This window comes from Komagataeibacter nataicola, assembly GCF_003207795.1.
Classification (GTDB): domain Bacteria; phylum Pseudomonadota; class Alphaproteobacteria; order Acetobacterales; family Acetobacteraceae; genus Komagataeibacter; species Komagataeibacter nataicola.
Genome location: NZ_NIRT01000001.1, coordinates 85,799 through 111,384, shown reverse-complemented (window position 1 = coordinate 111,384; position 25,586 = coordinate 85,799). Strand labels below are relative to the sequence as shown.

The following is a 25,586-nucleotide window of genomic DNA, read 5'->3' as shown; positions in this document are numbered from 1 at the left end:
TCTTTTACCTCAGGCATCGATGGGGACGGTGACAACGCGCGACAGCCATACGCAATCTGGTAACAAATTTACAGCCGGTCCGGTGCTGTATTTGTAATTTTTATATATCACACATGATTTAAAAAAAATCAGAATAATGACAGAGGGTGGCAATATAAGGCCCGCCTGTCACCAAGATCACGGTAATATCACCTATGCATTCAGATGATAACACCGTCCGGCTTCATCATATTTTCTTGGCAGGCATGCTTTGAGTTCATGCCCGGCATTGCAGGTAGGGCACCTATGCATTGCCCACGCGGCACCGCGTGTCGTGCGTCTTGTTCCTCTATCGCGGGCAGCGCTTTCGTGGCAGTGTTGCCAGCGCTTAAGCGACGGGGTCGAAATGAAGCTGAAGATTGTGGAAAAACTGCCCGCCCGCCTCGGGCTGCTGGCATGTGGGCTGGTGGTGCTTGGTGGCTGCACGGCCGAAATCGGGCGCAAGCCGTTCGAGAGTGATGTAAAATGCCTGCGCGAGCAGCTGGGCACAACCATGCAGCTCAGCTTCCCCATCGCGGCGAATACCTGCCAGCGCATGAGCGACCACAACTTCATCTTCGGTTCCAAGAAGAAGAAGGCCCAGCCGCTGCCGCTCAACCTGCGTGGCGCACCCGACCTGCAGAAGATGGCCGATGAATACGGCTACAGCTACACAAAATAGCGTGTCCGCCCGGTAGGGGAACCCTGGCCGCCCTGATGCGTAACGCCCGCGTTCCGCCCCGGGGCGGTTCATTGCCCGCCGGGGCGGGGGCTTCAGTTTTCGAGTTCGGTATCCCAGTACAGATAGTCGCGCCAGCTTTCGTGCAGGTAATTGGGGGGGAAGGCGCGGCCATTTTCCTGCAACCTGCGGCTCGAGGGCCGCGCGGGCGTGCGGGCGGGATACATGCGGATCTGGTGCGGCATGTAGGAGCCTTTGATCAGGTTGCACGGGCTGCAGGCGGTCACCACGTTCTCCCAACTGGTGCGGCCACCCTTGCTGCGGGGAATGACGTGGTCGAATGTCAGTTCCTGCGTGGGGAAGCGGGTGTTGCAGTACTGGCAGGAAAAATTGTCGCGCAGGAAGACATTGAACCGCGTGAAGGCGGGCTTGCGGGCGGTGGGGATATAGTCTTTCAGCGCAATCACGCTGGGCAGGCGCAGGCTCTGGGTGGGGGAATGGACGACCGTATCATATTCGCTCAGCACCGATACGCGGTCGAGCCACACGGCGCGGATGGCATCCTGCCATGACCACAGCGAAAGTGGAAAATAGGAGAGCGGCCTGAAATCGGCATTCAGGACGAGAGCTGGCAGGTATTGACTGTCACAGGGCACGGACGCATTCCTTTCCGAATGCCGCCGCACAAAGTTCAGGCGTACTCTGTTCCGAAGCGAACGCCTTATGGATGTGCGTCGTCGTCAGGTAACTGTCGAATCTATTGCAGACCCCGCATGGCGTGGCAACCCCATGCCCGCGCGGCCACAGGGGTTGAACCATCAACGCAGCAGGGCAGGGTGGTGGCGCAATTTTTCGCCATGCCCCTGATTTGACTTGATAATGGCTGAAATTACCCGTTTTGCGCCCAGCCCCACGGGGCACCTGCATCTGGGGCATGTGGCCTCGGTGCTGCACGCCTGGCGCGCGGCCATGGAGTCGGGGGGGCGCTTCATCCTGCGGGTGGAGGATATCGACACCACGCGGTGCCGGCCTGAATTCATTGCCGATCTGTATGCCGACCTCGCCTGGCTCGGGCTGTCATGGCCGCAGCCGGTGCGCCGCCAGTCACAGCACATGGCCGCGTATCGCACCGCGCTCGACCGGCTGGCGGCGCATGGCCTGCTCTATCCCTGCTTCTGCACCCGGCGCGATATTGCCGAGGCTGCAGGCGCGCCCCATCATGCGCCCGATGGCGCCGTGGTCTATCCCGGCACCTGCCGCCACATGGACCCGGCCCTGCGGGCAGAAAAACTCGCGGCGGGCGCGCCTCACGCCCTGCGGCTGGACATGGCGCGCGCCCTGCAATGGCCGGGAGCGGATGTGCTGACATGGCATGAACTGGGCGAAGGCCCGCAGCCCGCCAATGCGGCGGCGTTTGGCGATGTGGTGCTGGCGCGGCGCGATGTGCCCGCCTCCTATCATTTATGTGTCACCCATGATGATGCCCTGCAGGGCATCACCCTTGTCACGCGCGGGGCGGACCTGCGGCCCGCAACCGGCCTGCACCGGCTGTTGCAGCACATCATGGGCTGGCCCGCGCCGCGCTACAGCCACCATGCGCTGCTATGTGACGCCGATGGCAGGCGGCTGGCCAAGCGCGATGGCGCGCCCTCCATCCGCTCCATGCGCGTGGCGGGCATGACGCCGCGGCAGGTCTGTGCGGCGGCGGAGCGGGGAAATGGCATATCTGCTGTTTCCTCCGGCACGGCTTCGCTTTAGGCTGGCCTCCCCGTTTCCCGGCAGCAGGCCGGGAATATTGTTCCAACTCTTGATGGATCTTGAATATCATGGATCTTACCGCCGCCCGATTGGCCCGGATCAGCCCGAGCCAGACGATTGCCATCTCAACCAAGGCACGTGAACTCAAGGCGGCGGGGAAGGACATCATCAGCCTTTCCGCCGGTGAGCCGGATTTCGATACGCCAGACAGCATCAAGAAGGCTGCCATCCGCGCGATCGAGGCGGGCGAGACCAAATATACCGATGTTGCAGGCACCCCCGCCCTGCGCCGCGCCATAGCCGAGCGCTTCCGTGCCGATAACGGGCTGGATTACACCTGGGATGAAGTGATTGTTGCCAATGGCGGCAAGCAGATCATCTATAACGCCATGGTCGCGACCATCAATCCGGGCGACGAGGCCATCATTCCCGCGCCGTGCTGGGTGTCGTATCCCGATATCGTGGCGCTGGCCGAGGGCACGCCCGTCATCGTGCCGTGCAGCGTGGAAAACGGCTTCAAGCTCCAGCCGGCCGAACTCGAGGCCGCGATTACGCCGCGCACCAAATGGCTGCTGCTCAACTCGCCCAACAACCCCACCGGGGCCGCCTATTCCTTCGAGGAAATGCGCGGCCTGTGCGACGTGCTGCTGCGCCACCCCGATGTGTGGATCCTGACTGACGATATCTACAACAAGCTGGTCTATGATGGCTTCCGCGCGCCCACCGTGGTCGAGGTCGAGCCCCGTCTGCGTGATCGCACCGTCACCATGAATGGCGTGTCCAAGGCCTATGCCATGACCGGCTGGCGCATTGGCTATTCCGCGGCCCCCGTGCAGATGACGCGGGCGATGAACAAGCTGCAGGGCCAGTCCACCTCCGGCCCCGGCTCGGTCAGCCAGGCGGCGGCGGTGGAAGCGCTGACCGGCCCGCAGGACTTCATCGGCACCATGGTCAGCACCTATCAGGCGCGGCGTGACCTCGTGGTGGGCATGCTCAACGAGGCGAAGGGCCTGAACTGCCCGGTGCCCGAGGGCGCGTTCTATGTGTTCCCCTCGCTCGTCGGCTGCCTGGGCAAGACCAGCGCGGGCGGCACGCTGATCGATACCGATGAAGCGTTTGTCACGGCCCTGCTTGATGAGGAGGGCGTTGCCGCCGTGCATGGCAGCGCGTTCATGTTCGCCGGGCATTTCCGCATTTCCTATGCCACCGACACCGTCAGCCTGAAGGAGGCCTGTCTGCGCATCCAGCGTTTCTGTGCGGCGCTGCGTTAAGGAGTGTTGCCATGAACAGGAATGAGGGGCTGGCCCATCCGCTGTTCGCGCAGCGGATGGAGCGCCTGAGCGTGCCCGCCACCATCGCCATGGCGCAGCGCGCGCGTGAACTGCGCGCGAAGGGGGAGAAAGTGCTCTCGCTTGCACTGGGCGAGCCTGACTTCGCAACGCCCCCCGCCGTGATCGAGGCGGCGCATCGCGCAGCCCTTGACGGCCAGACCAAATACCCCCCCGTTGATGGCACGCCCGCACTCAAGGCCGCGATCGCGCGCAAATTCGCACGCGAGAACGCCCTAGACTACGCCCCGGGCGAGATCATGGTCTCGAACGGGGGCAAGCAGGTCATCTTCAATGCGTTCATGGCTACCGTGCAGCCGGGGGATGAAGTGGTCATTCCGCGCCCGTACTGGGTCAGCTACCCGCTGATTGTCGAGATGTTTGGCGGTACGCCGGTTTATGCCGACTGCCATGAGGCCGATGATTTCCGCCTCCGGCCCGAGGCGCTGGAGGCGGCGATCACGCCACGCACCAAATGGCTGGTCCTCAACTTTCCCAACAACCCCACGGGCGGCACCATGGGGCAGGCGGATCTCGCGGCCGTGGCCGAGGTGCTGCGCCGCCACCCGCATGTGCATGTGCTCTCCGACGAGATATACGAGCACCTGCTCTATGACGGGCAGCGCCATGCCTCGCTTGCCGCCGTTGCTCCCGACCTCAAGGGCCGTATCCTGACCCTGAACGGCGTGTCGAAAGCCTATGCCATGACCGGCTGGCGGGTAGGTTACGTGGGTGGACCCACGCCGCTCATCCGCGCCATGACCGCCATACAGGGCAGCTCGACTTCAGGTATCTGTTCCATCAGCCAGGCCGCTGCCGCTGCCGCGCTTGACGGACCGCCCGACATTATCGCGCAGATGTGCGCGGTCTATGCCCGCCGGCGCGAGATGGTGGTGTCAACCCTGCGCGCCATTCCCGGCCTGACCTGCGCCATGCCGCACGGGGCGTTCTATGCCTATCCCGGCATTGCGGGCTGCATCGGACGCAGGACTGCAGGCGGCAGGATGCTCGGCACGGACGAGGATTTCGCCATCGCGCTGCTGGCCGAGCAGCATGTGGCCGTGGTACATGGCTCGGCCTTCGGGCAGGGGCCTTACCTGCGCCTGTCCTATGCAACGAGCGATGACATCCTTACGGAATGCTGCACGCGGCTTGCGCGGTTTGTTGATGGGCTGTCCTGACAGCAGACCGGCCAAAAGGTTCAGCCGCCGCCTTTTTTCAGGAAAGGCGGCAGTTTCTGAAGCGTAATGTCAGTCCGGATCGGGCGAGGGCGGGTTGAGCAGGAAAACCCCCTCGGTCAGGATGGCGGGCAGGAGCGGGGTGGCCAGTGGCAGGCCCGAAAGCACGATCGCCCCCGCCGAGGCTGCGCAGGCGCCCACATAACCGGTGCGCCCGCCGAGGCGCTCGGCAATGACAAACAGGAAGACCGCCACAAGTTCCAGCACCGCCGCCCCGCCAAGCCGCAATGGGTGCAACTGCGTCTGCAACCCCATATCCGACAGCAGGCGCAGGAGGGTGGGTGACTGCTCCTGCGGGCTGCCGCCCAGCCCGAACATGAAGGAAAAGGGCAGGATCAGCACGCCGAGTATATCGCGCAACAGGTTGATCAACCCACTGACCAGCGGCAGCAGCACCATGATGGCGAGGCTCATGCTGGTACAGGTGGCGACAATGATCAGTCCGACCTGTCTCTGCCGGGCCGCCGGGTTGCGAGGTGGTTCAGCGGGTTCCATGGGCACGGTGGCTCGCGGCTGGCGTCACCACCATTTTACGGGTTCGGGCTCATTGGGGTCAGTCGCGTCGTCGCCCGTCGGGGGAGGGCTGGCTGGCACGATCCGGTTTTCCGCCGCGCGGTTTCTGGCCCTGTGCCGGCTGGCTTCATCGCGCAGGCGGTCGGCTTCTTCACGCGCGGCATAAATTTCGGCGCGCAGGCTCAGTATTTCAGCGTCGCGTTCAGCGAGTTTTGTCTTGTTCTCGGCGGCGATGACATCGGCATGGCCAATGCGGGTGGTCAGGGAGCGGATCTGCGCCTGCGCTTCCGAAAGGCGGAGCTCGGCCTCCTCGCGCAGCTTCTGCTCGAACTGGATCTTGTGGCGCAGCTGCTCCGCCTCGCCCCGGTCCTCGGGCTGGGCATGCAGCACACGCGGCGAGGCGCGGCCGGTGGTCAGTGAATGATGTTCGACACGCACATCACCATCCTGCACGAATTTGCGGCGGCGCTGGGTGGGGTCAGCCTGACGCACGGGGCGCGCCTTGGCCTGCGGTGCCTTGGGCGCGCCGGGGCCGCGCGGCTTGCCCTTGCCAAGGCGCTCGAGCGCCTGGCGGAAGGCGGTTTCATTGACTTCGTCGCGTTGGGGGCTCTGGTCTTCTTCCTTCGGAAAGGAAAGAAAATCGTTATAAGATGACACAGCAGAACTCTCGATAACTCAATGCACCATGCGAGATGTTAAATGGGCCATACTTAGGAAAATATTCCTCTGACCGGGATGCCGATGGTGTCTGTTTTTAAGTGATTGATCGAGTATATAACGCCTTCGTGGCAGCCTGCGCAAGAGGTATGAAGATAAATATAATAATGAATGACGTAATTATTATGTCATAATATTTTTAACAAAACTCAAGAAAATTAAAAAGAAATAAGAATATAAATTGAAAATATTTTTTCATATTTGAGTAAAAATACAGCATATTTCATAATGAAATTTGCTGTATTGGTGTTCCTGCATGGCAGCGGTCACTTGCGTTTTGAGGGATAGTTGGGCCAGATAACGCGCGATAACGTCTTTTCCGTAATATCCGGCAGGATACAATATGTGTGACAATGGGCAAAATGCCGTTGCGGTCTCTCTCTCGCGCAGGCTCGCGCAGGCGGCGCGCCCGCGCGTGCTGGTGGTCATGGGGGTATCAGGGTGTGGCAAGAGCACCGTGGCCCAGCTTATGGCTGAGCGCCTGGGCTGGCCTGTCATTGAAGGCGACGACCTGCATCCGCCCGCCAATATTGCGCGCATGAGCAACGGCATTCCCCTGACTGACGCTGATCGCGCCCCCTGGCTCGACCGTATTGCCGCCGAGATCCAGGCCTGGCGTGAGCAGGGGCAGTGCGGCATCGTGACCTGTTCATCGTTGCGCCGCGCCTACCGCGACCGGATTGGCAATGGCCATGCGGAGGTCTGCTTTATCTACCTCAAGGGCAGCCAGGAAGACATTGCCCCGCGCCTGCGCCAGCGCACGGGGCATTTCATGCCGGTTGGCATGCTCGACAGCCAGTTCGCCACGCTGGAAGAACCCGACATGCACCATGAGGTGGTCATGACGCTCGATGTCAACGCCTCGCAGGCTCATCTAGCCGAGCAGGCCTGCCAGCATCTCGCCCGCCTGCCGGACTGAAAGCCCTCATTCAGCCATGGGTGGCGGGGAGGCCGGGGTCCATGTCAGGTCACCGGCCCCGTTATCATTGAGGTGACGCCCGAGCACGAACAGGTAATCGGACAGGCGGTTCATGCAGGCGGGAATATCGGGGCCAATGTCTTCGCAGCGCGCCAGCGTGGCCAGCCGTCGCTCCGCCCGGCGCACGACGGTGCGCGCCAGATGGGCATGGGCTGCGGCCATCGTGCCGCCGGGCAGGACAAAGCTGCCCAGCGGTGGAATATGCGCGCGCAGGTGCTCCACCTCATCTTCCATGGCCTTGACCGCCACGGCACCCTGCGCTAGCGCGCGGGGCGGGTTGCCGGGCATGCACACCACGCCGCCAATATCGAACAGAACCCCCTGCAGCCAGGCAATGAAACGGGCGTTCCGGCCCGCGGGCAGGGTCGCGCGCAGCAGCCCGATCACGGCATTGGCTTCATCAAGGGCGCCAAGGGCCTCGATACGCATCGAGTCCTTGGCCACACGCGTGCCATTGCCCAGTGCGGTCTGTCCGGTGTCGCCGCCACGGGTCACGACCCGGTCGATGCGAATGCTCATGGATTTATCTGCCTGCCATAAGAAAAAAGAACAATCGATATGTAATAATTATTAAAAAAAATACATTAATAAAAAATATAAATCTTAATATAATTATATTTGTTAAAGTAAAATCTCACATCTTTTATTTTTTTTTCTGGTCCAGATCAGGAATACTCTATCATTAAAAAAAGTTTTTGGTGAAGCTTTTTTCAAAAAGCTTCAGAAAACACTGCCTTCTTGAAAAAAAAAAGGCGGCAACCAGACACTCTTATCAGTAATCGTGGCGCCAGTCTTCAGCGTGAAGGCTTGGCAGCGCCCAGCTTCAGGGAATCGTTGAGCAGGGTCTGCAGCGTGTCCGCCGTGGTGGAGGCATAGGTCTTGAGTTCGGGGTCAGAGGCAGACTCCGCCTCGTTCTGGAACATGGCCAGCGCATCGCTCGCAGCCTGCGCCTGCAGGTCGAGGTAATCGCGCTCGAACTTGGCGCCGGTTTCAGTCTTGAGCTGGGCTGCCACATCTTCCTCGTCCGGGCTCATTTCCTTGTGCAGGGTCAGGCCGTGCTTGAGGGCGATTGCGGAGAGAGCGGTCTCGTTGGCGGTGTGCAGCTTGACCGACCGCGTGGCGAATTCCTGCACCTTCCGCCGTCTGGCCTCTGTCGTGGCCATTTTGGAGATGGTGATCTCGAATGCGTTCAGGGCCGACACGTTTTCAGAAAAGGTGGAATCGGATTCCGTAAGCGGCGGCAGGCTCGGCGCAGGCGCTGCCGCAGGGGGGGCGGCAGGCGGCGTTGCAGGACGGGCCGCAAGGCCTGCTACGGGAAGAAGGCTGACAGACGCGCAAAGAAACCAGACGGCGTAATTTTTCATGCTTTCATCTTCCCAACGTGTAAAATTCAGGCGGTTTTACTGAACGCTCCCCCGGTTTATCAGTTTTGGGCCGCCATACAAAGCCGGTGGAGCACAATAGTGGCCTATTGGGGCAGGCAGACATGATGGGGCAGGAGGAAGGAAAACTTTCCTACGTCACGAACCGGCGCATGCAGCGCGCAGTCATCTGGTCTGCTGGCCTGCGGCCTGCCTCACGTCGGGCTGGCCTATACGATGCGCCCATGCCGGGAGTAGGGTGTGCCCGCCCGCTTCATGTGCGGATCGTCACCCTGTTTTGCGGATATCCTGAATGCCTACTGTTGTCCGGTTCCTGTTGTGTTTTGCGGCGCTGGCCGCGTTCTCCGCCGTCATGGGCGGAGCGCTGACCGCCCATCTGCCCGACCGTTTCTTTGCCGAGGGCGGGCGTGACATGGCCCGGCAGGCCATACAGATGCAGATGTGGCACGCGCTGGCCATGATCGGCATTGCAGTGTTGATGATCCAGCAGGGATGCCGCGCACTCATTTCTCTGTCCGGCTGCCTCATGGCGGTGGGCACCGTCCTGTTCAGCGTGGGCGTGGCGCTGACAGCGTTCTGGGGCATCCATCCCGGCCCGGTGGCGCCAACGGGGGGCAGTCTCCTCATGGGGGCATGGCTTTTGCTGGCGGTGGGGGTCATGCGCGCATGAACGCCCAGCCCGAAACGCACACGCTGCCCGCATGGCCCGTGCGCAGCGCCTATCTGGCCGCACCCGGGTTTGAGGCGGTTCTGGAGCAGGAACTGGCGCGCAGGGGGGCGGGAGCATTATGCTGGCATGGGCGGCTGGCGCTGTCGGCCCTGCCGCCCGTGGCCAGCCTGTGGGCGATTGACATATGGAATGCGCCCGAACTGCACCCGGTGCCCTCCATCAAGGGTGCGGCGCGGATCATGCGCGGCATGCAGCGCAACTGGGCCGGTTACGCGCCCACACTCCATCGTCGCAGCGCCCTGATTACGGATGCCCTGCCACCGGTGCGGCCGAAGCCCGTGAGTTTTCCGTCCTCGCCACCTGATGCCCATCTGGGCGGCTGGACGCTGCTGGCCCCGGACCAGCTGCTGCTCTCGCCCACCAAGTCCTCGCCGTTCATCAATGGCGAGGTGGCTTTTGTCGAGAACCGCACCGACCCGCCTTCACGCGCCTATCTCAAGTTATGGGAGGCGCTGTTTCGCCTCGGCCGGTGGCCCGTGGCAGGCGAGACCTGCATCGACCTCGGAGCGTGCCCCGGCGGGTGGACATGGGTTGCGGCCAGCCAGGGCGCGCATGTTACGGCCATTGACCGCGCGCCGCTGGCCGAGAGCGTGGCAGCCCTGCCCAACGTGACATGCCGCTATGAAAGCGCCTTCGGGCTGGACCCGGCGGCCTGCGCGCCGGTGGACTGGCTGTTTTCCGATATCATCGCCTATCCCGCCCGCCTGCTCGCGCTGGCGCAGCGGTGGATTGCCTCAGGCAGGGCTGCGCGGATTGTCATGACCATCAAATTCCAGGGCGAGACCGATCACGATACGGCCGAGGCCTTTGCCGCCATTCCCGGCGGGCGCGTGCTGCATCTGTGGCACAACAAGCATGAGCTTACTTTTTTCTGGCAACGCGACGGCGCGTGAGCAGCCGGTCGGCAATTTCCACCACCCCGATGGCGAGCAGGCAGCACACAAGGGCCACCGCCATCACGATCAGCCGTTCCTGTTCGGTCTCATCGGTGGCGCCTGCAAGACGATAGACCGACAGCCACAGATCGGTGCCCGCAATGCGGTCGACCAGACCGGCCACGGTGGTGCTCAGGCGCAGGCTGAGCATGAACAGCGCCGTCAGCCCAATCACGGCCAGCGTCTTGTACAGGGTGTGGGTAACCGTGGGCGTGTGGGTGGGCATGCATTCCCCTCAGGCAAGAGCGCGTGCGTGTAAATAATTTATAAAAAACAAAAATTTTGGATGAAGCTTTTTTCCAAAAAGTTTCACGAAACGCCAACTGTTCAAAAAAGGCGGCACCCGGAAAACGCTTCCCCGGTTTCAGTCATCCAGCAGGGCGCGCGCGGTGCGCACCACATCGGCCAGCGTGCCGGGCTGGAAGGGGGACTGAAGCCCGGCCGAACGCACGAGCCGGGTAAAGGGTTGCGCGCCCCCCTGTGCGCACAGGTCGACATAGGCTTTCAACGCGCCCGGCGCATCGTCGTGGCTGCGAATCCAGAACTGCATGGCGCAGCACAGGGCGAGCGCATAATCGATGTAATAGAACGGCGAGCGGTAGATATGCCCCTGCGCCTGCCACCTTCCCCCCATGGTGGGGTGGGGCAGGCCGCCATAGTCGCGCCAGGGCAGGTAGCGCTGCTCAAGCTCGCGCCATACGCCGTGGCGCTCGGCGGGGGTCATGTCGGGGCGGGCATAGACCTCGTGCTGAAAATGATCGACACACACGCCATAGGGCAGGAAGGCGAGCGACGAAATGAGGTGCATGCGCCGGTAGCGCTCGCCCTGTCCGGGTTCGACCATCAGGTCGATATGCGGCCAGGTAAGGAATTCCAGCGCCATCGAGTTGATCTCGGCGGCGTCCATGGTCGGCCACAGCAGGTCGATGGCGGGCAGGTTGCGGCTTTTCCAGTTCTGGTAGGCATGGCCCATCTCGTGCGTAAACACGTTGATGTCGTGCTGCGTGCCATTGAAGTTGGCGAAGATGAACGGCATGCCCACCGTGGGGAAGGACGTGCAGAACCCGCCACCTGCCTTGCCGGGCCGGTTGATGAGGTCGAGATAGCCGTTCTCGCGCATCTGGGCGAAGAAGGAGCCGAGATCACCGCCCATGCGCTCGAACATGGTCTGCGCGCGCGCCATCAGCAGGTCATGACCGCCTGCGGGGCGTGGGTTGCCCAGCGGGTCGATCAGCGGTTCATCCCATGAATACAGCACCTCCCACCCCATGGTGGCGGCGCGTTTTTGCACGATGTCATGCACCAGCGGCACGACATGGGCCTGCACGTCATCACGAAAGCGCGCCACATCGGCAGGCCCGTAATCCACGCGCCGCATGCGGCGGTAGGCCAGCGGAATGTAGCTGTCATAACCCAGCGTGCGCGCCATGCCGTGGCGCAGGTGCACCATGTCATCAAACAGGGTGTCGAGCCGGGGTGCATTTTTGGCGAAGAACGCCCAGCGCAGATGTTCGGCCTGCTGGCGCACGGCCCGGTCGGTGCTCTCGGCATAGGGCGCGAGACCGGACAGGTTGACCTGCTGGCCACCGATTTCCACCCGCGCGCTGGCCAGCAGGGCGGTGTATTCACCACTCAGGCGGGCTTCTTCTTCCAGCGCATCGGCAATGCGGGGGTCGAAGGTGGTGATGTCCGTGCGCCACAGTTCCAGCGTGTGCGGGGTTACGACCTGGGCCACCGCCGTGGGGTCGGGGTATTCGAGCAGCCTGCGCTTGAGGGTGACTTCATGCGCGGTGACATACGGGCCCAGCCCATCGGCGTAGTCACGGTCGGCCTTGGCCGTCGGGCTGGTGGTGTCCTGTGCGAAGCGCAGGTCAACCAGGGCGGACCAGCTTTCATAATCGCGGCGGATCGTATCGAACAGGCAGGCGGCATCGGCCACGCGGCCCTGATCGAGCAGGGTCGAGACCTGGCCGAAGCGCAGGGCCAGCGCATCACGCGCGGGGCGGGGGAAGGCGAGACTGTCAAAAGGGCGGGCCATGCAGGCAGGGTGCCATGGAAAGCGGGCCTGCGTCCATGCCCCCTGATCCGCTTATCCGCCCGTGCCTCCCCGTTGTGCGCGGGCAAACCACAGGCATAAGGCGCCGAAGGCCACAAGCCCCGCAAGCTGGGGCAGCAGGCCGCCCACGCCTGCGGGCAGCAGCGAAAGCGGCGCGTCACGCCCGCTGGCGGCAGACAGGCAGGCCAGCACCACCCCGGTCAGGCTCTCGCCCACGATCAGGCCCGAGGCGACCATGGTGCCCTGATGGCGGCCCGCCCCCTTTGTCAGCCGCGCCATGACATGGCCGAGCAGGGCGCCCACGGCCAGCGTCATGGAAATGCTCATGGGCAGGTAGATGCCAATGCCCACGGCCAGTGGCGGCAGTGCGCCGCGCCCGCTGCGGCGCAGAACGCCATCCAGCGCAATCAGTCCGCAGCCCGTGGCCATCCCCAGCCCCAGCATGCTCCAGTCAAGCTGATGCAGGAAAATGCCCGAGGTAATCATGAGCAGGAGGGCAGGCTGCGGGGCGGCCAGCGCCTGCGTGGGGTCCATGCCCGCATGCGGCATGGCGCCCACAAAGCCATAGGTCTGGTAAAGCACGTTCAGTACGGGCGGAATCACCATGGCCCCGGTCACGCAGCCGATCAGCAGGGCGATTTCCTGCCGCCACGGCGTGGCATGCACCATGCGGCCGGTTTTTAGGTCTTGCAGGTTGTCATTGGCAATGGCGGCGGAAGCGGTGATGGCGGTCAGCGCATACAGGCAGAACCCGATGGCAAAATGCTGCCCCTCCGCGCCCGCAAACAGCCCCACCGCGCGCAGCGCCACGAACACGCAGGCCAGACACATCGCCGCAAGGATGATGACGCCGGACAGCGGCGAGGAGGATGACCCCACCAGCCCTGCCATGTAGCCGCACGCCGCCGCCACGAACAGCCCCAGCCCCAGGCAGCATGCCAGCCCGGCCAGGGCCGCCACCAGCGCCGATGCCAGCCCGACGGAGGCGGAAAAGGCCACGAACATGCCGCCAATCGTCACGACCACAAGGCCTGCGATGGCCAGCATGGCGCGGGGCGAGAGGTCGGTATCGGTGCGTGCAGGCCGTGCCGCCATGGCGGGCGGGCGCACCAGCAGTCCGCGCATGCTGCCCAGCAGCGGGCGGCCCATGCGCAGCACGGTCCAGATGGCGGCGACGCCAATCAGCCCCACGCCGATGAAGCGCGCCTTGTCCTTCCAGATCTGCGTGGCGAAATCACCGGCAGGCAGCTCCGGCGGGTGTGGCAGCATGTGCGCCATGACGGGAATGGCGACTTCCCATGTCAGCAGCGCGCCAAGCAGCATGGCCAGCCCCCCTTCCAGCCCCACGAGATAACCCGCGCCGAGCAGCGCTGGCGAAAAGCCGAGCGAGAACCGGAAGGCCGAAAGCCCATAGGTGAGGGAGGCCGTAACCCCATCGCCCAGCAGCCGCAGCCCCGCCGAGGCGAAGGTGAAGCACCCCGCAAGGATGCCGCCGTGCACCAGCGCGCGCAGGCCGCCGGGGCTTTCGCCATGGTTGCCCGCGCGCAGGATCTCGGCCGCGGCCACCCCTTCGGGGAAGGGCAGGGCGGGGTCAGCCAGCATGACCCGGCGCAGAGGGATGGTGAACAGCACGCCCGTCATGCCGCCCGCCGCCGTGAGCACGGCTGTCTGCAAAAAGGGAAAGCGTTGCCAGAACCCGGCCATGACCAGCGCGGGCAGGCTTGCAAACACGCATGACAGCGTGCCCGCCGCCGAGGCCTGGGTCTGGACAAGGTTGTTCTCGAGGATCGTGCCGCCACCAAGCGCGCGCAGTACCGCCATGGAAATGACGGCGGCGGGGATGGAGGTAGCCACCGTCAGCCCCACCCGTAGGCCAAGATAGACATTGGACGCAGTGAAGACGACGGTAATCAGCGCGCCGATCACCACCCCGCGCCAGGTCAGTTCTTTCATGTCTGCTGCGTGCTCGGGCACGGCCTTACATCTTGTGGAAGGTGGGCATGACAAGGTGAGCGCGGTTGAAGTCAAGCTGCGCCTTGGTGAGCTGGAAGCCGATCTCGATATGGTACTGGTCACTGTGGATATGGCGCGACACCGGCAGCGTGATGGGAATGTTGCGGGTGTGGGTCAGGTCCTGCATGCGCCCGTCATCAAACGAGACATGGGCCACGAATTCCTTCTTGCTCTTGATCTCGCCATTGAACACCACGGCCACGAAATACGGGATGTTGACGAAATTGACGCCCGAGGCCGGCCCACGTTCGACATGCAGGCCGATCTTCATGTTGGTCATGACGGTGCGCTGCTGGCCTTGCTCGCACGCGCCGACCACGCGTGTGAGGCTGGCGCGCGCCACGAGGTGGGTCACGTCGTGGTCATTGCCGGTGTACTGGTAGTAATCCGCTGCCTCGCCCGGAATTTCCACCACCGGGCAGGCCGGAGCGAAATCGATCGAATCGGATTCGCCCTCGCACGCGCCCAGCAGGGACAGGCCCGCGACCGTGCAGATTTTCAGGGCATTGCGCCACAGGCGCGGCGACACAGGGGCAGGGATCATGCGGGCGTTCCGGCTAGGTCAGGTGTGGATGAAGCCCCACGGCGCGGGCATGGCGCGGGGCGGGATGTGCGGGCGGCAGGGCGAGGGGGGAGGACAGGCATGGCAGAATACGTTAGGATGAACGGGAAAATGGCTTGCGCCATTGCCGTGGTTTGCGTAGGGCCGGGTCCATCGCTCGGGATGCCGGCGCCGCAACTGTAGCAGATCGCGGCCCGTATCCTATACCGCCCGCCGGATGTTTGGGGAACACCATGCCCGACCAGATGATTCATACGCCCGATAATACCGCCGCTGATGCCCCGCCCCGCGTGCTCAAGGTGCTGCTCGCAGGGCCGCGCGGCTTCTGCGCCGGTGTCGATCGTGCCATCCGCGTGGTGGAGGAAGCGATCCGCCGTTATGGCGCGCCGGTCTATGTCCGCCACGAGATCGTGCATAACCGCACCGTGGTCGAGGCCCTCGAGGCGCAGGGCGCTATCTTTGTCGAGGAACTCGATGAAGTGCCCGCCGATGGCCAGGTCGTGTTCTCGGCCCATGGCGTGCCCAAGACCGTGCCGGCCGAGGCCATGCGCCGCAACCTGCTCTACCTCGATGCGACCTGCCCGCTGGTGTCGAAAGTGCACCGTGAGGCCGAGCGCCACTTCGCCGATGGCGGGCCGGAAAGCCGCCATATCCTGATGATCGGCCACGCCGGTCACCCCGAAGTGGTGGGCACCATGGGCCAGTTGCCCGTGGGTGCTGTCACCCTCATCAACGATGCCGAGGAAGCCCGCACCGTCCAGCCCGCCGATCCCTCGCGGCTGGCCTTCATCACCCAGACCACGCTCTCGGTTGATGACACGGCGGAAATCGTGGACATCCTGCGTGACCGCTTCCCGCTGATCGAAGGCCCCCGGCGCGAGGATATCTGCTACGCCACCACCAACCGGCAGGAAGCGGTCAAGGCGATCGCGCCGGGCTGCGACCTGGTGATCGTGATCGGCTCGCCCAACTCATCGAACTCGCAGCGCCTGCGCGAGGTGGCCGAGCGTTCCGGCGCGCCGCGCGCCCTGCTGGTGCCGCGCCTGAACGCGCTGGACTGGTCGGCGCTTGATGGCGTGTCCACGCTGGGCATCACCGCTGGCGCCTCCGCCCCGGAATCGCTGGTGCAGGAAATGGTGGCGGCGCTGGCCAAGCGCTTCACGCTCGAGATCGAGGAAATTACCGTGAAGGAAGAAAACGTGGCCTTCCGCCTGCCGGCACCGCTGGGCTGAACCGTACCGTCACATGGCAGTCTATACCGAAGTGCCGGAAGATGCGCTGGCTGCGTTTCTCGAAGGCTATGACATCGGCAGGCCCATAGCCTGCCACGGCATTGCGGAAGGGGTGGAAAACAGCAATTTCCTGCTGAAGACCACCGAGGCCACCTTCATCCTGACGCTGTACGAGCGCCGGGTGAACCCCGAGGAACTGCCCTGGTTCCTCGGGCTGATGCAGTACCTGGCCGCACGTGGGCTGTCCTGCCCGCTGCCGGTGGCCGACCGGCAGGGCCGCACGCTGCGCGCGCTGTGCGGCAGGCCCGCCGCCATCACCACCTTCCTGCCCGGCAGGGGGGCTGCGGCGGTGGATGTGGATATGTGTGCGCAGGTGGGCACCGCCATGGCCCGGCTGCACCTGCTTGGTGAGGGGTTTGTTACCGAGCGCCCCAACTCCATGGGGCCGCAGGCCTGGACCGGGCTGCTTGATGCCTGCCGCGCACGCGGCGATGAACTGCGCCCTGGTCTTGCGCGTGACATCGGGGCGACTCTCGCCCGCGTGCTGCCCGCATGGCCGGGCACGGACAACAACCCCACCCTGCCGCGTGGGCAGATCCATGCCGACCTGTTCCCCGATAACGTATTTTTCCGTGACGGCGCGCTTTCAGGCATCATCGATTTCTATTTTGCCTGCACCGACTGGTATGCCTACGACCTGGCCATCACCATCAATGCCTGGTGTTTTGACGCCGCGCACCGTTTCGTGCCCGCGCGGGCGGCAGCCATGATCGCGGCCTACCGCCATGTGCGCCCGCTGGAAGAGGCGGAGGACGCGGCCCTGACCACGCTGGCCACGGGGGCGGCCATCCGCTTTACGCTCACACGGCTGTATGACTGGATCAACACCCCGCCCGATGCGCTGGTCACGCGCAAAAACCCGCTTGATTATCTGGCGCGCATGGAATTCTTTGCCGCCCATCTGGGTAAGGAATTCCCCGCATGAGTGAAGACGCAGCCCCGGCCGCCGTGGCGCAGAACGCGACCGATCTGGTGGAAATCTGGACCGATGGCGGCTGCAAGCCCAATCCCGGCCCCGGTGGCTGGGGGGCGCTTTTGTGCTTTCGCGGGCAGGAGCGCGAGCTTTCGGGCGGCGAGGCGGAGACAACCAACAACCGCATGGAACTCACCGCCGCAGCGGAAGCGCTCGAGGCCCTCAAGCGCCCCTGCCGCGTGGTGCTGCATACCGATAGTGAATATGTGCGTAATGGCATAACCCGCTGGAGCACCGGCTGGGTGCGGCGCAAGTGGCGCAATGCGGCGGGCGACCCGGTGGCCAACATGGATCTGTGGCGGCGGCTGCTCGATATCAGCGCAAAACACGAGATCGAATGGAAATGGGTGCGCGGCCATTCGGGCGACGTGAATAACGAGCGCGTGGACCAGATGGCCACCGCCGCGCGTGACGCGCTGGGCATCGCCTACCCCAAACGTAAAAAATGACACCGCCGCCCCCCGGTATCCGGCTTGAAGGCGTCGGGCTGGACTTTGGCAACGCCCCGCTGTTCCGCGGGCTGGACCTGCTTGTTGCCGCCGGGCACATGACCGTGCTGCTTGGCGCAAGCGGGGTGGGCAAGACCTCGCTGCTACGCATGATCGGTGGGCTGGCGGCGCCGGATTACGGGCGCATTACGGCCGATGACGACCTGCCCCTTGCGGGGAGGGTGGCGTGGATGGGCCAGCAGGACCTGCTGCTGCCCTGGGCCAGTGTGCTCGATAACGTAACACTGGGTGCGCGCCTGCGTGGCGAGCGGCCCGATCTTGACCGCGCGCGCCACCTGCTGGGCTGCGTGGGGCTGGCCGATCAGGCGGCCGCGTTGCCTGCTGCCTTGTCTGGCGGCATGCGCCAGCGCGCGGCCCTGGCGCGGGTGCTGTATGAAAATCGCCCCGTGGTACTGATGGATGAACCCTTTTCCGCGCTCGACAGCATAACGCGTGCCCGCATGCAGGATCTGGCCGGGCGCATGCTGGCCGCCCGCACCGTGGTGCTGATTACCCATGACCCGCTCGAGGCCTGCCGCCTGGCCGATGCCATGCTGCTCATGGCAGGCAACCCCGCCACCATTACCAGCCTGGCCGTGCCCGAGGGGGCCGCGCCGCGCCCGGTCGACGCCCCGGCGGTGCTGAGCGCGCAGGCCAGCCTGCTGCGGCGGATGATGCAATGACATGCTCCATCCATATGACGGTGGCATGGGTGCAGTCGCACCGGCTGCGGGGGGAGGCGCAATGATGCGCTCCCTCACCTGTCATGCGACCGCATCTGTAGTGAGGGCAGGGGTCATGACAGGAACCATCTCCCATCGCACCGTGGGGTTGCCATGCCCTGTGGCTGGTGCATCGAGGCGGCACGCGCCACCATGCGGGCGGCGCAGGTGGGGGCGATGACACGACCCGTTTTCTCCCGTCGCGGCATGGCGGTGTTGCGCCCGGTGCTGACCTGCGCCGGGCTGGTGGCGCTGTGGGGTGCGCTGGCACGGTGGGGGCATGTGCCGCCCTATATGCTGCCTGCGCCCGATGCCGTGGCGCGGGCATTGTGGTCGGGTCGCGCCCAGCTTGAACCTGCGGCCGTGACCACGCTGGAGGAGACGCTGCTTGGCCTTGGCATCGGCGTCGGGGCAGGCAGCGCGCTTGCCATCGCCATGGCGTTATGGGCGCCCCTGCGGCGATGGGTCATGCCGATGGTGCTGCTCAGCCAGGCCGTGCCGGTTTTCGCGCTCGCGCCGCTGCTGGTGCTGTGGTTCGGATTCGGCATGGCGTCCAAGGTGGTGATGGCGGTGCTGGTCATTTTCTTTCCCGTCACATCAGCACTTGGCGATGGCCTGCGCCAGACCGAGGCGGGGTGGATGGATCTGGCCCGCACCATGGGGGCCACGCGCTGGCGCGTGCTGGTGCATATACGCCTGCCCGCCGCCATGCCCGCCTTTGCCACAGGCGTGCGCATGGCCACGGCCATTGCGCCCATAGGCGCAGTGGTGGGGGAATGGGTGGGCGCATCCTCCGGCCTTGGTTTTCTGATGCAGACGGCAAATACCCGCTTCCAGACCGACCTCATGTTTGCAGCCCTTGCCGTGCTGGCAGTCATGACCGTGCTGCTGTGGTGGGGAGTGGACAGGCTTCTGGCGCGTGCGCTGTACTGGCAACCGCCCCATGCGGATATTGATTGATATATCGTTCTGAAAGTTTTTGGATGCCGCCTTTTTTCAAAAAAGACGGTGTTCTTTGAAGCTTTCCGGGAAAACGCTTCACCAAAAACTTCTCTATGTCTGCCGCGCCAGCTTTTTACCTCACCCGGCAGGCCATGGTTGACGGAACTGTTGTAACAGGCCACCACCATCCCCACACCGCGCAACCCATGCAGGACAGGATGCCCATGACACGCCCCATCATTCTTGATCTGACACCCGGCGCGCAGGCCGCGGCAACCCTGCTGGCCGCTCTTCAGCTTTCCGCGCATGTGCGCGTGGTGGGCGTGCTGTTCAGTGGTGCGGGCACGGAGGTCGGGGTCGCCATGGCCCATGCGCGCGACATGCTCGATCAGCACGGCCTGGCGGATGTGGGCGTTTATGCAGGCGTGCCCGGCCCGATGGTGCCGCTCCATAACGTGGGGCGCAGCCTGCCTGCGGGCCATGACGGGCTGGGGGCGGCGCAGATGGTGCAGGCCATACGCGCCTGCCCGGCCGATAGCGTGACGGTATGCTGTAGCGGCCCGCTGGGCACGCTGGCGCTTGCCATGGTGCAGGCCCCCGATCTGGCGGCGCATCTGCATGGCGTGGTCATGGCGGGCGGCGCCTTTCACGTGCCGGGCAATGCGACGACGGTAGCCGAACACAATATCGCAACCGACCCCGAGGCCGCGTCCATTGTGCTGGGGATGGGCGTGCCGGTCACCCTTGTGCCGCTCGACTGCACGTCCCGCTTCGTGGCCGATGCGGTGTGGATGGAGCAGCTTGCCGCCATGGGCCGTGACCCGGCCTCGGTCGCGGGGCGGGTGCATGCCGATCTGGTCGCCGCCCGCATGGGCCGCGGCGGCGGCAACGGGGTGGATCTGGCGCTGGCCGCTGCCGCCCCCCTGCTGGCGCTGGTGGCCCCCACCCTGTTCAGCGGCCATCTGGCCCATGTGGCTGTGGAATGCTGTGGCACGTTTACCCGTGGCATGACTGTCATCCAGCTTTCCCGGCTTTCAGGCGGGCAGCCCAATGCGCTTGTGCTCGAGCGCATGTCGGTTGACGCGGCGCGGGGCGTGCTGCGTGACCTGCTGCTGGCCGCGGTGAAATAACGCGGGGCATATGCCGGCGGAATTGCACAAAAATACAACGATCTGGCGCAAACTTCGCCATTGGGCGATCATGACGGTTGCAGAACCGCCATCCGGTCCAGTATTGGTCCCGGCATTCCGGTGTGCCTGCGGGCGCGAATGTTGAGAACTTTGATGCGTGTGGCGGCACGGAGGTCTTCTGTATGGAGCGGTCTGCAACATCCCCTTCGGCCCTGACCGGGGCGGCAAAGGGAAACGGGGATGCCGTATTCGCCGCCATTGTCCGCTTTAGCGCGGCCCTGATCCTGCTGGGGCTGGGCGGCATGGTTGCCGTCATGGCCTGGGGCGCGCGCGGCGCATTTGCCAGATTCGGGCCGGGATTCGTGTTTGACAAGGCATGGAATCCCGTCACCCAGCATTTCGGGGCAGCCGCCCCCATGTTCGGCACGGTCATCACCGCGCTGCTGGCCATTCTGCTTGCCGTGCCGCTGGCCTTCGGCATCGCGGTGTGGCTGACCGAGATCGCCTCGGCGCGGATCGCGGGCGTGATCGGAACCCTCATCCAGCTTCTGGCCGCCGTGCCGTCCATCATCTTCGGCATGTGGGGCTTTGCGGTGCTGGTGCCGTTCATGGCGCATTATGTCGAGCCGCTGGCCAGCCACACGCTGGGCCGGGTGCCGGGCATCGGCACGCTGTTCCGTGGCGCGCCATATGGCACCGGCTTCCTGACCGGCGGCATGATCCTCGCGGTCATGATTACGCCCTTCATCTGTGCCGTGATGCGCGATGTGTTCCTGTCCATCCCCGCCGTGCTGAAGGAAAGCGCCTACGGGCTGGGCATGACCCGGTGGGAGGTGGTGCGCCGCATCATCCTGCCATGGTCACGCTCCTCGGTGGTGGGTGGCGTGATGCTGGGGCTGGGCCGTGCGTTAGGCGAGACGATGGCCATCACCTTCGTTATCGGCAACGCCAACCATATCGGCTGGTCGCTGTTCTCGCCGGGCAACACCATTGCCTCGCTCATCGCCCTCGAATTCCCCGAAAGCGCTGTGGGCAGCCTCAAATTTTCCTCCCTCATGGCGGCTGGGTTCCTGCTCATGCTCATCTCCCTTGGCACGCTGGTCTGTTCGCGGCTGCTGCTGCGCACCAAAGCGGCAGGCCGCTGACATGACCACGCACACCACCACCCCTACCGTGCAGGCAGCGCCCTGCGTCGGTGCGCGCTGGCAGGGCAACAGCGTATCCGCCATCCGCCGCCGCATGGTTGACCGCGTGGCCACCGCCCTGTGCTGGGCGGCGACAGTGCTGGTGCTGCTCATGCTGTTTTCCATCCTGTTCGTGCTGGTGCGTAACGGGGTGGGCGGCCTGCGCTGGGTCACGTTCGTGCATGTGACCCTGCCGCCGGGGCAGGCGGGGGGGCTGGCCAACGCCATCGTGGGCAGCCTGATCCAGACCGGGCTTGCCGTGCTGATCGGGGCCCCCGTGGGACTGCTGGTGGGCATCTATCTTGCCGAGTTCACGGCTACTGACGGAAAGCTGATCAATTTTGTCCGCTTCGTATCGGACCTGCTGCTGTCGGCCCCGTCCATTCTGGTGGGGCTGTTCATCTACATGATCGTGGTGGTGCCGAGCGGGCATTTTTCGGGGCTGGCGGGCGCGCTGGCGCTGTCCATGCTGGTGGTGCCGGTGGTGGTGCGCACCACCGAGGACATGCTGCGCCTCGTGCCGCTGGCCATGCGCGAGGCGGCGATTGCGCTGGGCGCGCCACGGTGGCGGATGATCCTGTTCGTGTGCCTGCGCGCCGCGCGCGAGGGGGTGGCGACGGGCATCCTGCTGGCGCTGGCCCGCGTATCGGGCGAGACGGCGCCGCTTCTGTTCACCTCGCTGGGCAACATGAACTGGTCGGTAGCCCCCGGCAAACCCATGGCCAGCCTGCCGGTCACCATCTACCAGTATGCGGGTGCCGCCTATGCGGACTGGACCGCACTGGCCTGGACCGGCGCGCTGCTGATTACGGCGGGCATCCTGATGATCAACATAACCGTGCGGCTGGGGCTGGGACGTAACAGGAAATGAATATGACAGTCGCGCAAAATGACGCTGCGCCCGCAGCCATCTCGGTGCGGAACCTCGATTTCTATTACGGCGCGCACCATGCGCTCAAGAATATCTCCATCGACTTCCCGCAGGGGCAGGTTACGGGCATGATCGGGCCTTCGGGCTGCGGCAAGTCCACGCTTCTGCGCGTGCTCAACCGCATGTACGACCTCTATCCCGGCCAGCGCGCCACGGGCGAGGTGATCTTTGATGGCTGCAACATCATCGGCCCGAAGGTGAACCTCAACGTGCTGCGCTCGCGCGTGGGCATGGTGTTCCAGAAGCCCACGCCATTCCCCATGTCGATCTATGACAACATCGCCTTTGGCGTGCGCCTGCATGAGCGGCTCGACCGCGCGGCGATGGAGGCGCGGGTGGAAGACGTGCTCAGGCGCGTGGCGCTGTGGCCCGAGGTGCGCGACCGGCTGCGCGATTCGGCGGCGGCGCTTTCAGGCGGGCAGCAGCAGCGCCTGTGCATTGCGCGAACCATCGCCACACGCCCCGAGGTGGTGCTGCTCGATGAGCCGACCAGCGCGCTCGACCCGGTCTCGACCGCGCGGATCGAGGAACTGCTCGATGAACTGAAGGCCGATTTCACCATCGCCATCGTAACCCACAACCTGCAGCAGGCCGCGCGCTGCGCCGACCAGGTGGCGTTTTTCTATATGGGCGAGGTTGTGGAGGTGGACAGCGCCGACCGCATGTTCACCACGCCCCGTGAAAAGCGCACGCAGGACTACATTACCGGGCGTTTTGGCTAGGCGCGCGGGCTGACCTTACATTTTGTAGCAAGTTTGCCCCTATTGAACCGGATGGGGTGATGTAGCGTTGCGTTTACAGGCCTTGTATCAGCCGAGCGCTGCATGCAGGGTATGAAGCAGGTTATAACAGGAGTAGACTTGGTTCCCATGATGAAGAAACTGATTCTCGCTGCCACGATCGTTGGTGGTATGGCAACCGGCCTTTCCGGTCAGGCTTTCGCCAGGCATCATCACGGTGCACCCCCGCCGCCGGGTGGTGGCTGTGGCATGATGGCTGGCCCGATGGGCGGCCCGGGTGGCGGTGGCTATGGCATGCCGTTCCTTGGCAACGTGCAGCTGACCTCGGCCCAGCACAAGAAGCTGCAGGCGATCCTGAAGGACAGCCACCCCGATTTCCGCGCCGACATGGAGCAGGAGCACGGGCTGCACAAGCAGATCCAGAACCTGCTGGTGGCGCCGGGCAAGGTTGATGAATCCCAGATCGTCGGCCTGCAGCAGCAGATCACGGCCATTCACCAGCGCCATGAAGCCGCCCGCCTGCAGACGGCCATCCGCATCCACGATATTCTGACAGCCGACCAGCTGAACCAGATCCACACGACGCAGGACAAGATCGACAGCCTGCACGAGCAGCTGCGCGCGCTGACCGCGCCGCCGCAGTCGCCGGACGACGCGAAGAAGTAAGACCGCCCTGCCTGCCCCGCGCAGGTAAGCGGACCATAAGCGGCTGCCCGGCTTCGTGCCAGGCAGCCGTTTTTTGTTGCGGAGCGCCCGCAATGCTTGACACGCAGGGGCGGGGCGCGATACATCCGCCCGACTAATCAGGCACGTCACTTCGCGAGGGTTCGCGCAGTGGCGCGTCTTCTTTTGGGGAAATACGTTGTTCGAGACGCTGTCAGGCAAGCTTTCCGGTGTGTTCGATGGCCTCGCCAAGCGCGGGGCCCTGTCGGAAGCAGATGTTACGGAAGCAATGCGCGAAGTGCGTCTGGCCATGCTGGACGCCGACGTGGCGCTGCCTGTCGTCAAGGATTTCGTCAACAAGGTGCGTGAACGCGCCGTGGGCCACGAGGTGCTCGACAGCATCTCCCCCGGTCAGGCCGTTGCCAAGATCGTCAATGACGCGCTGATCGATGCGCTTGGCGGTGCCGGTGCCGTTCCCCTCAACCTGAATGCCGCCCCGCCGGTGCCGATCCTGATGGTCGGCCTGCAGGGCTCGGGCAAGACCACTACATCGGGCAAGATCGCCCGCCGTCTCGCCCAGCGCGAGCGCAAGAAGGTGCTGCTCGCCAGCCTCGATACCCAGCGCCCCGCAGCCCAGTTGCAGCTCGCCCAGCTTGCCGAGCGCGCGGGTGTGACTTCGCTGCCCATCATCGCGGGCCAGACGCCGGTGCAGATTGCCGAGCGCGCCATGGATACGGGCCGGCGCGAGGGGTATGACATCGTCATCCTCGATACCGCGGGCCGCCTGTCCATTGATGAAGCGCTGATGGATGAGGTCCGCACCATTCGTGCCGCGACTGATCCTGCGGAAACGCTGCTTGTCGTCGATGCCATGACCGGGCAGGACGCGGTCAATACCGCCAAGGCGTTCAATGAGGCCGTGGGTGTGACCGGCGTGGTCATGACCCGTATGGATGGCGATGCCCGTGGTGGCGCCGCCCTGTCCATGCGTGCGATTACCGGCGCGCCGATCAAGCTGACCGGCTCGGGCGAGAAGCTTGACGCGCTCGAGGAATTTCACCCCGAGCGTGTTGCTGGCCGCATCCTCGGCCTTGGCGACATTGCCGGCCTGGTGGAAAAGGCTGCCGATACCCTTGATCATGAGGAGAGCGAGAAGCTCGCCCTCAAGATGATGCAGGGCAAGTTCGATCTGGATGATTACGCCGCCCAGATCCGCCAGATCAACAAGATGGGGTCCATCTCCGGCATTCTGGGCATGTTGCCGGGCATGGGCAAGCTGAAGGACGCGCTGGGCGACAAGGAGCTTGATACCTCCGTGCTCAAGCGCCATCAGGCCATCATCTCATCCATGACCCGCAAGGAGCGGCGCACGCCCTCCATCATCAAGGCCTCGCGCAAGAAGCGCATCGCCAGCGGGTCCGGTACGACCGTGCAGGAGATCAACCGTCTGCTCAAGCAGTATGACGCGATGGCCTCCATGATGAAGCGGTTCAGCAAGTTGGGCGTGAAGGGACTGATGCGTCAGGGTCTGTCCGCACTCATGCCAAACGGGGGTCGCCCCCCGGGCGGCGGCGGGCGGCCACCTTTCGGCTGAGCCTGAGCGTCGTTCCCGT

General features: G+C 64.4%; 27 protein-coding genes. 18 read left to right on the top strand and 9 right to left on the bottom strand.

Annotated features, from left to right (window positions below; all coding sequences use genetic code 11):
• Window positions 1-385 precede the first annotated feature (385 nt).
• Window positions 386-700, top strand: coding sequence for a hypothetical protein (locus tag CDI09_RS00535; RefSeq protein WP_078524471.1), 315 nt, complete (start codon window positions 386-388; stop codon window positions 698-700).
• 92 nt (window positions 701-792) lie between these two features.
• Here CDI09_RS00535 and CDI09_RS00530 read toward each other — a convergent pair whose 3' ends face one another.
• Window positions 793-1,353: an HNH endonuclease gene (locus CDI09_RS00530; protein ID WP_078524470.1), complete on the bottom strand. Its 561-nt coding sequence runs from the start codon at window positions 1,351-1,353 to the stop codon at window positions 793-795.
• A gap of 223 nt (window positions 1,354-1,576) precedes the next feature.
• On the opposite strand from CDI09_RS00530, the gene gluQRS reads away from it, so the two are divergent.
• From gluQRS to CDI09_RS00515, 3 genes are all read left to right on the top strand, one after another.
• A complete protein-coding gene (gene gluQRS / locus CDI09_RS00525; protein ID WP_078524469.1) occupies window positions 1,577-2,455 on the top strand; it encodes a tRNA glutamyl-Q(34) synthetase GluQRS in 879 nt (292 codons plus the stop codon).
• Window positions 2,456-2,523: 68 nt separating this feature from the next.
• Entirely contained in the window at window positions 2,524-3,726 is a 1,203-nt protein-coding gene (locus CDI09_RS00520; protein ID WP_078527689.1) for a pyridoxal phosphate-dependent aminotransferase, read from the top strand.
• Between the two features lie 11 nt (window positions 3,727-3,737).
• Entirely contained in the window at window positions 3,738-4,964 is a 1,227-nt protein-coding gene (locus CDI09_RS00515) for a pyridoxal phosphate-dependent aminotransferase (RefSeq protein ID WP_078524468.1), read from the top strand.
• A gap of 69 nt (window positions 4,965-5,033) precedes the next feature.
• Here CDI09_RS00515 and CDI09_RS00510 read toward each other — a convergent pair whose 3' ends face one another.
• Window positions 5,034-5,516, bottom strand: coding sequence for a hypothetical protein (locus CDI09_RS00510; RefSeq protein WP_078524467.1), 483 nt, complete (start codon window positions 5,514-5,516; stop codon window positions 5,034-5,036).
• A gap of 24 nt (window positions 5,517-5,540) precedes the next feature.
• Complete coding sequence (locus CDI09_RS00505) at window positions 5,541-6,191, bottom strand: hypothetical protein (protein ID WP_078524466.1); 651 nt, start codon at window positions 6,189-6,191, stop codon at window positions 5,541-5,543.
• Between the two features lie 403 nt (window positions 6,192-6,594).
• Here CDI09_RS00505 and CDI09_RS00500 point away from each other — a divergent pair, with 403 nt between their 5' ends.
• Entirely contained in the window at window positions 6,595-7,170 is a 576-nt protein-coding gene (locus tag CDI09_RS00500; protein WP_078524465.1) for a gluconokinase, read from the top strand.
• Window positions 7,171-7,176: 6 nt separating this feature from the next.
• On the opposite strand, the gene CDI09_RS00495 is transcribed toward CDI09_RS00500, so the two are convergent.
• Window positions 7,177-7,749 carry a cob(I)yrinic acid a,c-diamide adenosyltransferase gene (locus tag CDI09_RS00495; protein WP_078524464.1) on the bottom strand — a complete coding sequence of 191 codons (573 nt, stop codon included), beginning with the start codon at window positions 7,747-7,749 and terminating at the stop codon, window positions 7,177-7,179.
• Window positions 7,750-8,024: 275 nt separating this feature from the next.
• Window positions 8,025-8,594 (bottom strand): DUF4142 domain-containing protein, encoded by a 570-nt coding sequence (locus CDI09_RS00490; RefSeq protein WP_078524463.1) that lies wholly within the window; start codon window positions 8,592-8,594, stop codon window positions 8,025-8,027.
• Between the two features lie 310 nt (window positions 8,595-8,904).
• Here CDI09_RS00490 and CDI09_RS00485 point away from each other — a divergent pair, with 310 nt between their 5' ends.
• Both CDI09_RS00485 and CDI09_RS00480 read left to right on the top strand, forming a co-directional pair.
• Window positions 8,905-9,282 (top strand): DUF423 domain-containing protein, encoded by a 378-nt coding sequence (locus CDI09_RS00485; RefSeq protein ID WP_078524462.1) that lies wholly within the window; start codon window positions 8,905-8,907, stop codon window positions 9,280-9,282.
• Complete coding sequence (locus tag CDI09_RS00480; RefSeq protein WP_078524461.1) at window positions 9,279-10,235, top strand: SAM-dependent methyltransferase; 957 nt, start codon at window positions 9,279-9,281, stop codon at window positions 10,233-10,235. The genes CDI09_RS00485 and CDI09_RS00480 overlap by 4 nt, the downstream gene beginning before the upstream one ends.
• On the opposite strand, the gene CDI09_RS00475 is transcribed toward CDI09_RS00480, so the two are convergent.
• From CDI09_RS00475 to CDI09_RS00460, 4 genes are all read right to left on the bottom strand, one after another.
• Window positions 10,204-10,503, bottom strand: coding sequence for a hypothetical protein (locus tag CDI09_RS00475; protein WP_078524460.1), 300 nt, complete (start codon window positions 10,501-10,503; stop codon window positions 10,204-10,206). The two genes, CDI09_RS00480 and CDI09_RS00475, sit on opposite strands and share 32 nt — an antisense overlap.
• Window positions 10,504-10,641: 138 nt before the next feature.
• Window positions 10,642-12,315, bottom strand: a complete 1,674-nt coding sequence (locus tag CDI09_RS00470) for a M3 family oligoendopeptidase (RefSeq protein ID WP_078524459.1) — start codon at window positions 12,313-12,315, stop codon at window positions 10,642-10,644.
• A gap of 51 nt (window positions 12,316-12,366) precedes the next feature.
• Entirely contained in the window at window positions 12,367-14,307 is a 1,941-nt protein-coding gene (locus CDI09_RS00465) for an OPT family oligopeptide transporter (RefSeq protein WP_257788375.1), read from the bottom strand.
• A gap of 4 nt (window positions 14,308-14,311) precedes the next feature.
• Window positions 14,312-14,890: a hypothetical protein gene (locus CDI09_RS00460; RefSeq protein ID WP_078524457.1), complete on the bottom strand. Its 579-nt coding sequence runs from the start codon at window positions 14,888-14,890 to the stop codon at window positions 14,312-14,314.
• A 251-nt stretch (window positions 14,891-15,141) separates the two neighbouring features.
• On the opposite strand from CDI09_RS00460, the gene ispH reads away from it, so the two are divergent.
• The 11 genes from ispH (at window position 15,142) to ffh (ending at window position 25,567) form a co-directional block, all read left to right on the top strand.
• Window positions 15,142-16,140 (top strand): 4-hydroxy-3-methylbut-2-enyl diphosphate reductase, encoded by a 999-nt coding sequence (gene ispH, locus CDI09_RS00455; RefSeq protein ID WP_078524456.1) that lies wholly within the window; start codon window positions 15,142-15,144, stop codon window positions 16,138-16,140.
• 13 nt (window positions 16,141-16,153) lie between these two features.
• Window positions 16,154-17,125 (top strand): homoserine kinase, encoded by a 972-nt coding sequence (locus tag CDI09_RS00450; RefSeq protein ID WP_078524455.1) that lies wholly within the window; start codon window positions 16,154-16,156, stop codon window positions 17,123-17,125.
• Window positions 17,122-17,622, top strand: coding sequence for a ribonuclease HI (gene rnhA / locus CDI09_RS00445; protein ID WP_078524454.1), 501 nt, complete (start codon window positions 17,122-17,124; stop codon window positions 17,620-17,622). The genes CDI09_RS00450 and rnhA overlap by 4 nt, the downstream gene beginning before the upstream one ends.
• The gene (locus CDI09_RS00440) at window positions 17,619-18,344 is read left to right on the top strand and encodes an ABC transporter ATP-binding protein (RefSeq protein ID WP_078524453.1); all 726 of its coding nucleotides are present in this window, start codon (window positions 17,619-17,621) and stop codon (window positions 18,342-18,344) included. Before rnhA ends, CDI09_RS00440 begins: the two co-directional genes overlap by 4 nt.
• A gap of 216 nt (window positions 18,345-18,560) precedes the next feature.
• Window positions 18,561-19,343 (top strand): ABC transporter permease, encoded by a 783-nt coding sequence (locus CDI09_RS00435; protein ID WP_078527687.1) that lies wholly within the window; start codon window positions 18,561-18,563, stop codon window positions 19,341-19,343.
• 206 nt (window positions 19,344-19,549) lie between these two features.
• Entirely contained in the window at window positions 19,550-20,455 is a 906-nt protein-coding gene (locus tag CDI09_RS00430) for a nucleoside hydrolase (RefSeq protein WP_078524452.1), read from the top strand.
• 182 nt (window positions 20,456-20,637) lie between these two features.
• Window positions 20,638-21,600: a phosphate ABC transporter permease subunit PstC gene (gene pstC / locus CDI09_RS00425; RefSeq protein ID WP_078527685.1), complete on the top strand. Its 963-nt coding sequence runs from the start codon at window positions 20,638-20,640 to the stop codon at window positions 21,598-21,600.
• A 1-nt stretch (window position 21,601) separates the two neighbouring features.
• Window positions 21,602-22,510: a phosphate ABC transporter permease PstA gene (pstA, locus tag CDI09_RS00420; RefSeq protein ID WP_078524451.1), complete on the top strand. Its 909-nt coding sequence runs from the start codon at window positions 21,602-21,604 to the stop codon at window positions 22,508-22,510.
• Window positions 22,507-23,292 (top strand): phosphate ABC transporter ATP-binding protein PstB, encoded by a 786-nt coding sequence (gene pstB, locus CDI09_RS00415; protein ID WP_078524450.1) that lies wholly within the window; start codon window positions 22,507-22,509, stop codon window positions 23,290-23,292. Before pstA ends, pstB begins: the two co-directional genes overlap by 4 nt.
• A gap of 147 nt (window positions 23,293-23,439) precedes the next feature.
• On the top strand, window positions 23,440-23,976 hold the full coding sequence (locus tag CDI09_RS00410; protein ID WP_078524449.1) for a Spy/CpxP family protein refolding chaperone: 537 nt from the start codon (window positions 23,440-23,442) through the stop codon (window positions 23,974-23,976).
• 196 nt (window positions 23,977-24,172) lie between these two features.
• Window positions 24,173-25,567, top strand: a complete 1,395-nt coding sequence (gene ffh, locus CDI09_RS00405; RefSeq protein WP_078524448.1) for a signal recognition particle protein — start codon at window positions 24,173-24,175, stop codon at window positions 25,565-25,567.
• Window positions 25,568-25,586 lie beyond the last annotated feature (19 nt).

Bases quoted from the DNA above. Each gene is read 5' to 3' on its own strand.
- CDI09_RS00495 (WP_078524464.1), bottom strand. From the start codon at position 7,749: ATGAGCATTCGCATCGACCGGGTCGTGACCCGTGGCGGCGACACCGGA.
- CDI09_RS00475 (WP_078524460.1), bottom strand. From the start codon at position 10,503: ATGCCCACCCACACGCCCACGGTTACCCACACCCTGTACAAGACGCTG.
- CDI09_RS00510 (WP_078524467.1), bottom strand. From the start codon at position 5,516: ATGGAACCCGCTGAACCACCTCGCAACCCGGCGGCCCGGCAGAGACAG.
- CDI09_RS00450 (WP_078524455.1), top strand. From the start codon at position 16,154: ATGGCAGTCTATACCGAAGTGCCGGAAGATGCGCTGGCTGCGTTTCTC.
- CDI09_RS00430 (WP_078524452.1), top strand. From the start codon at position 19,550: ATGACACGCCCCATCATTCTTGATCTGACACCCGGCGCGCAGGCCGCG.
- gluQRS (WP_078524469.1), top strand. From the start codon at position 1,577: ATGGCTGAAATTACCCGTTTTGCGCCCAGCCCCACGGGGCACCTGCAT.
- CDI09_RS00410 (WP_078524449.1), top strand. From the start codon at position 23,440: ATGATGAAGAAACTGATTCTCGCTGCCACGATCGTTGGTGGTATGGCA.
- CDI09_RS00480 (WP_078524461.1), top strand. From the start codon at position 9,279: ATGAACGCCCAGCCCGAAACGCACACGCTGCCCGCATGGCCCGTGCGC.
- CDI09_RS00470 (WP_078524459.1), bottom strand. From the start codon at position 12,315: ATGGCCCGCCCTTTTGACAGTCTCGCCTTCCCCCGCCCCGCGCGTGAT.
- rnhA (WP_078524454.1), top strand. From the start codon at position 17,122: ATGAGTGAAGACGCAGCCCCGGCCGCCGTGGCGCAGAACGCGACCGAT.
- CDI09_RS00440 (WP_078524453.1), top strand. From the start codon at position 17,619: ATGACACCGCCGCCCCCCGGTATCCGGCTTGAAGGCGTCGGGCTGGAC.
- CDI09_RS00485 (WP_078524462.1), top strand. From the start codon at position 8,905: ATGCCTACTGTTGTCCGGTTCCTGTTGTGTTTTGCGGCGCTGGCCGCG.
- CDI09_RS00515 (WP_078524468.1), top strand. From the start codon at position 3,738: ATGAACAGGAATGAGGGGCTGGCCCATCCGCTGTTCGCGCAGCGGATG.
- pstC (WP_078527685.1), top strand. From the start codon at position 20,638: ATGGAGCGGTCTGCAACATCCCCTTCGGCCCTGACCGGGGCGGCAAAG.
- ispH (WP_078524456.1), top strand. From the start codon at position 15,142: ATGCCCGACCAGATGATTCATACGCCCGATAATACCGCCGCTGATGCC.
- pstB (WP_078524450.1), top strand. From the start codon at position 22,507: ATGAATATGACAGTCGCGCAAAATGACGCTGCGCCCGCAGCCATCTCG.
- CDI09_RS00520 (WP_078527689.1), top strand. From the start codon at position 2,524: ATGGATCTTACCGCCGCCCGATTGGCCCGGATCAGCCCGAGCCAGACG.
- CDI09_RS00490 (WP_078524463.1), bottom strand. From the start codon at position 8,594: ATGAAAAATTACGCCGTCTGGTTTCTTTGCGCGTCTGTCAGCCTTCTT.
- CDI09_RS00535 (WP_078524471.1), top strand. From the start codon at position 386: ATGAAGCTGAAGATTGTGGAAAAACTGCCCGCCCGCCTCGGGCTGCTG.
- CDI09_RS00435 (WP_078527687.1), top strand. From the start codon at position 18,561: ATGACACGACCCGTTTTCTCCCGTCGCGGCATGGCGGTGTTGCGCCCG.
- CDI09_RS00460 (WP_078524457.1), bottom strand. From the start codon at position 14,890: ATGATCCCTGCCCCTGTGTCGCCGCGCCTGTGGCGCAATGCCCTGAAA.
- CDI09_RS00500 (WP_078524465.1), top strand. From the start codon at position 6,595: ATGTGTGACAATGGGCAAAATGCCGTTGCGGTCTCTCTCTCGCGCAGG.
- pstA (WP_078524451.1), top strand. From the start codon at position 21,602: ATGACCACGCACACCACCACCCCTACCGTGCAGGCAGCGCCCTGCGTC.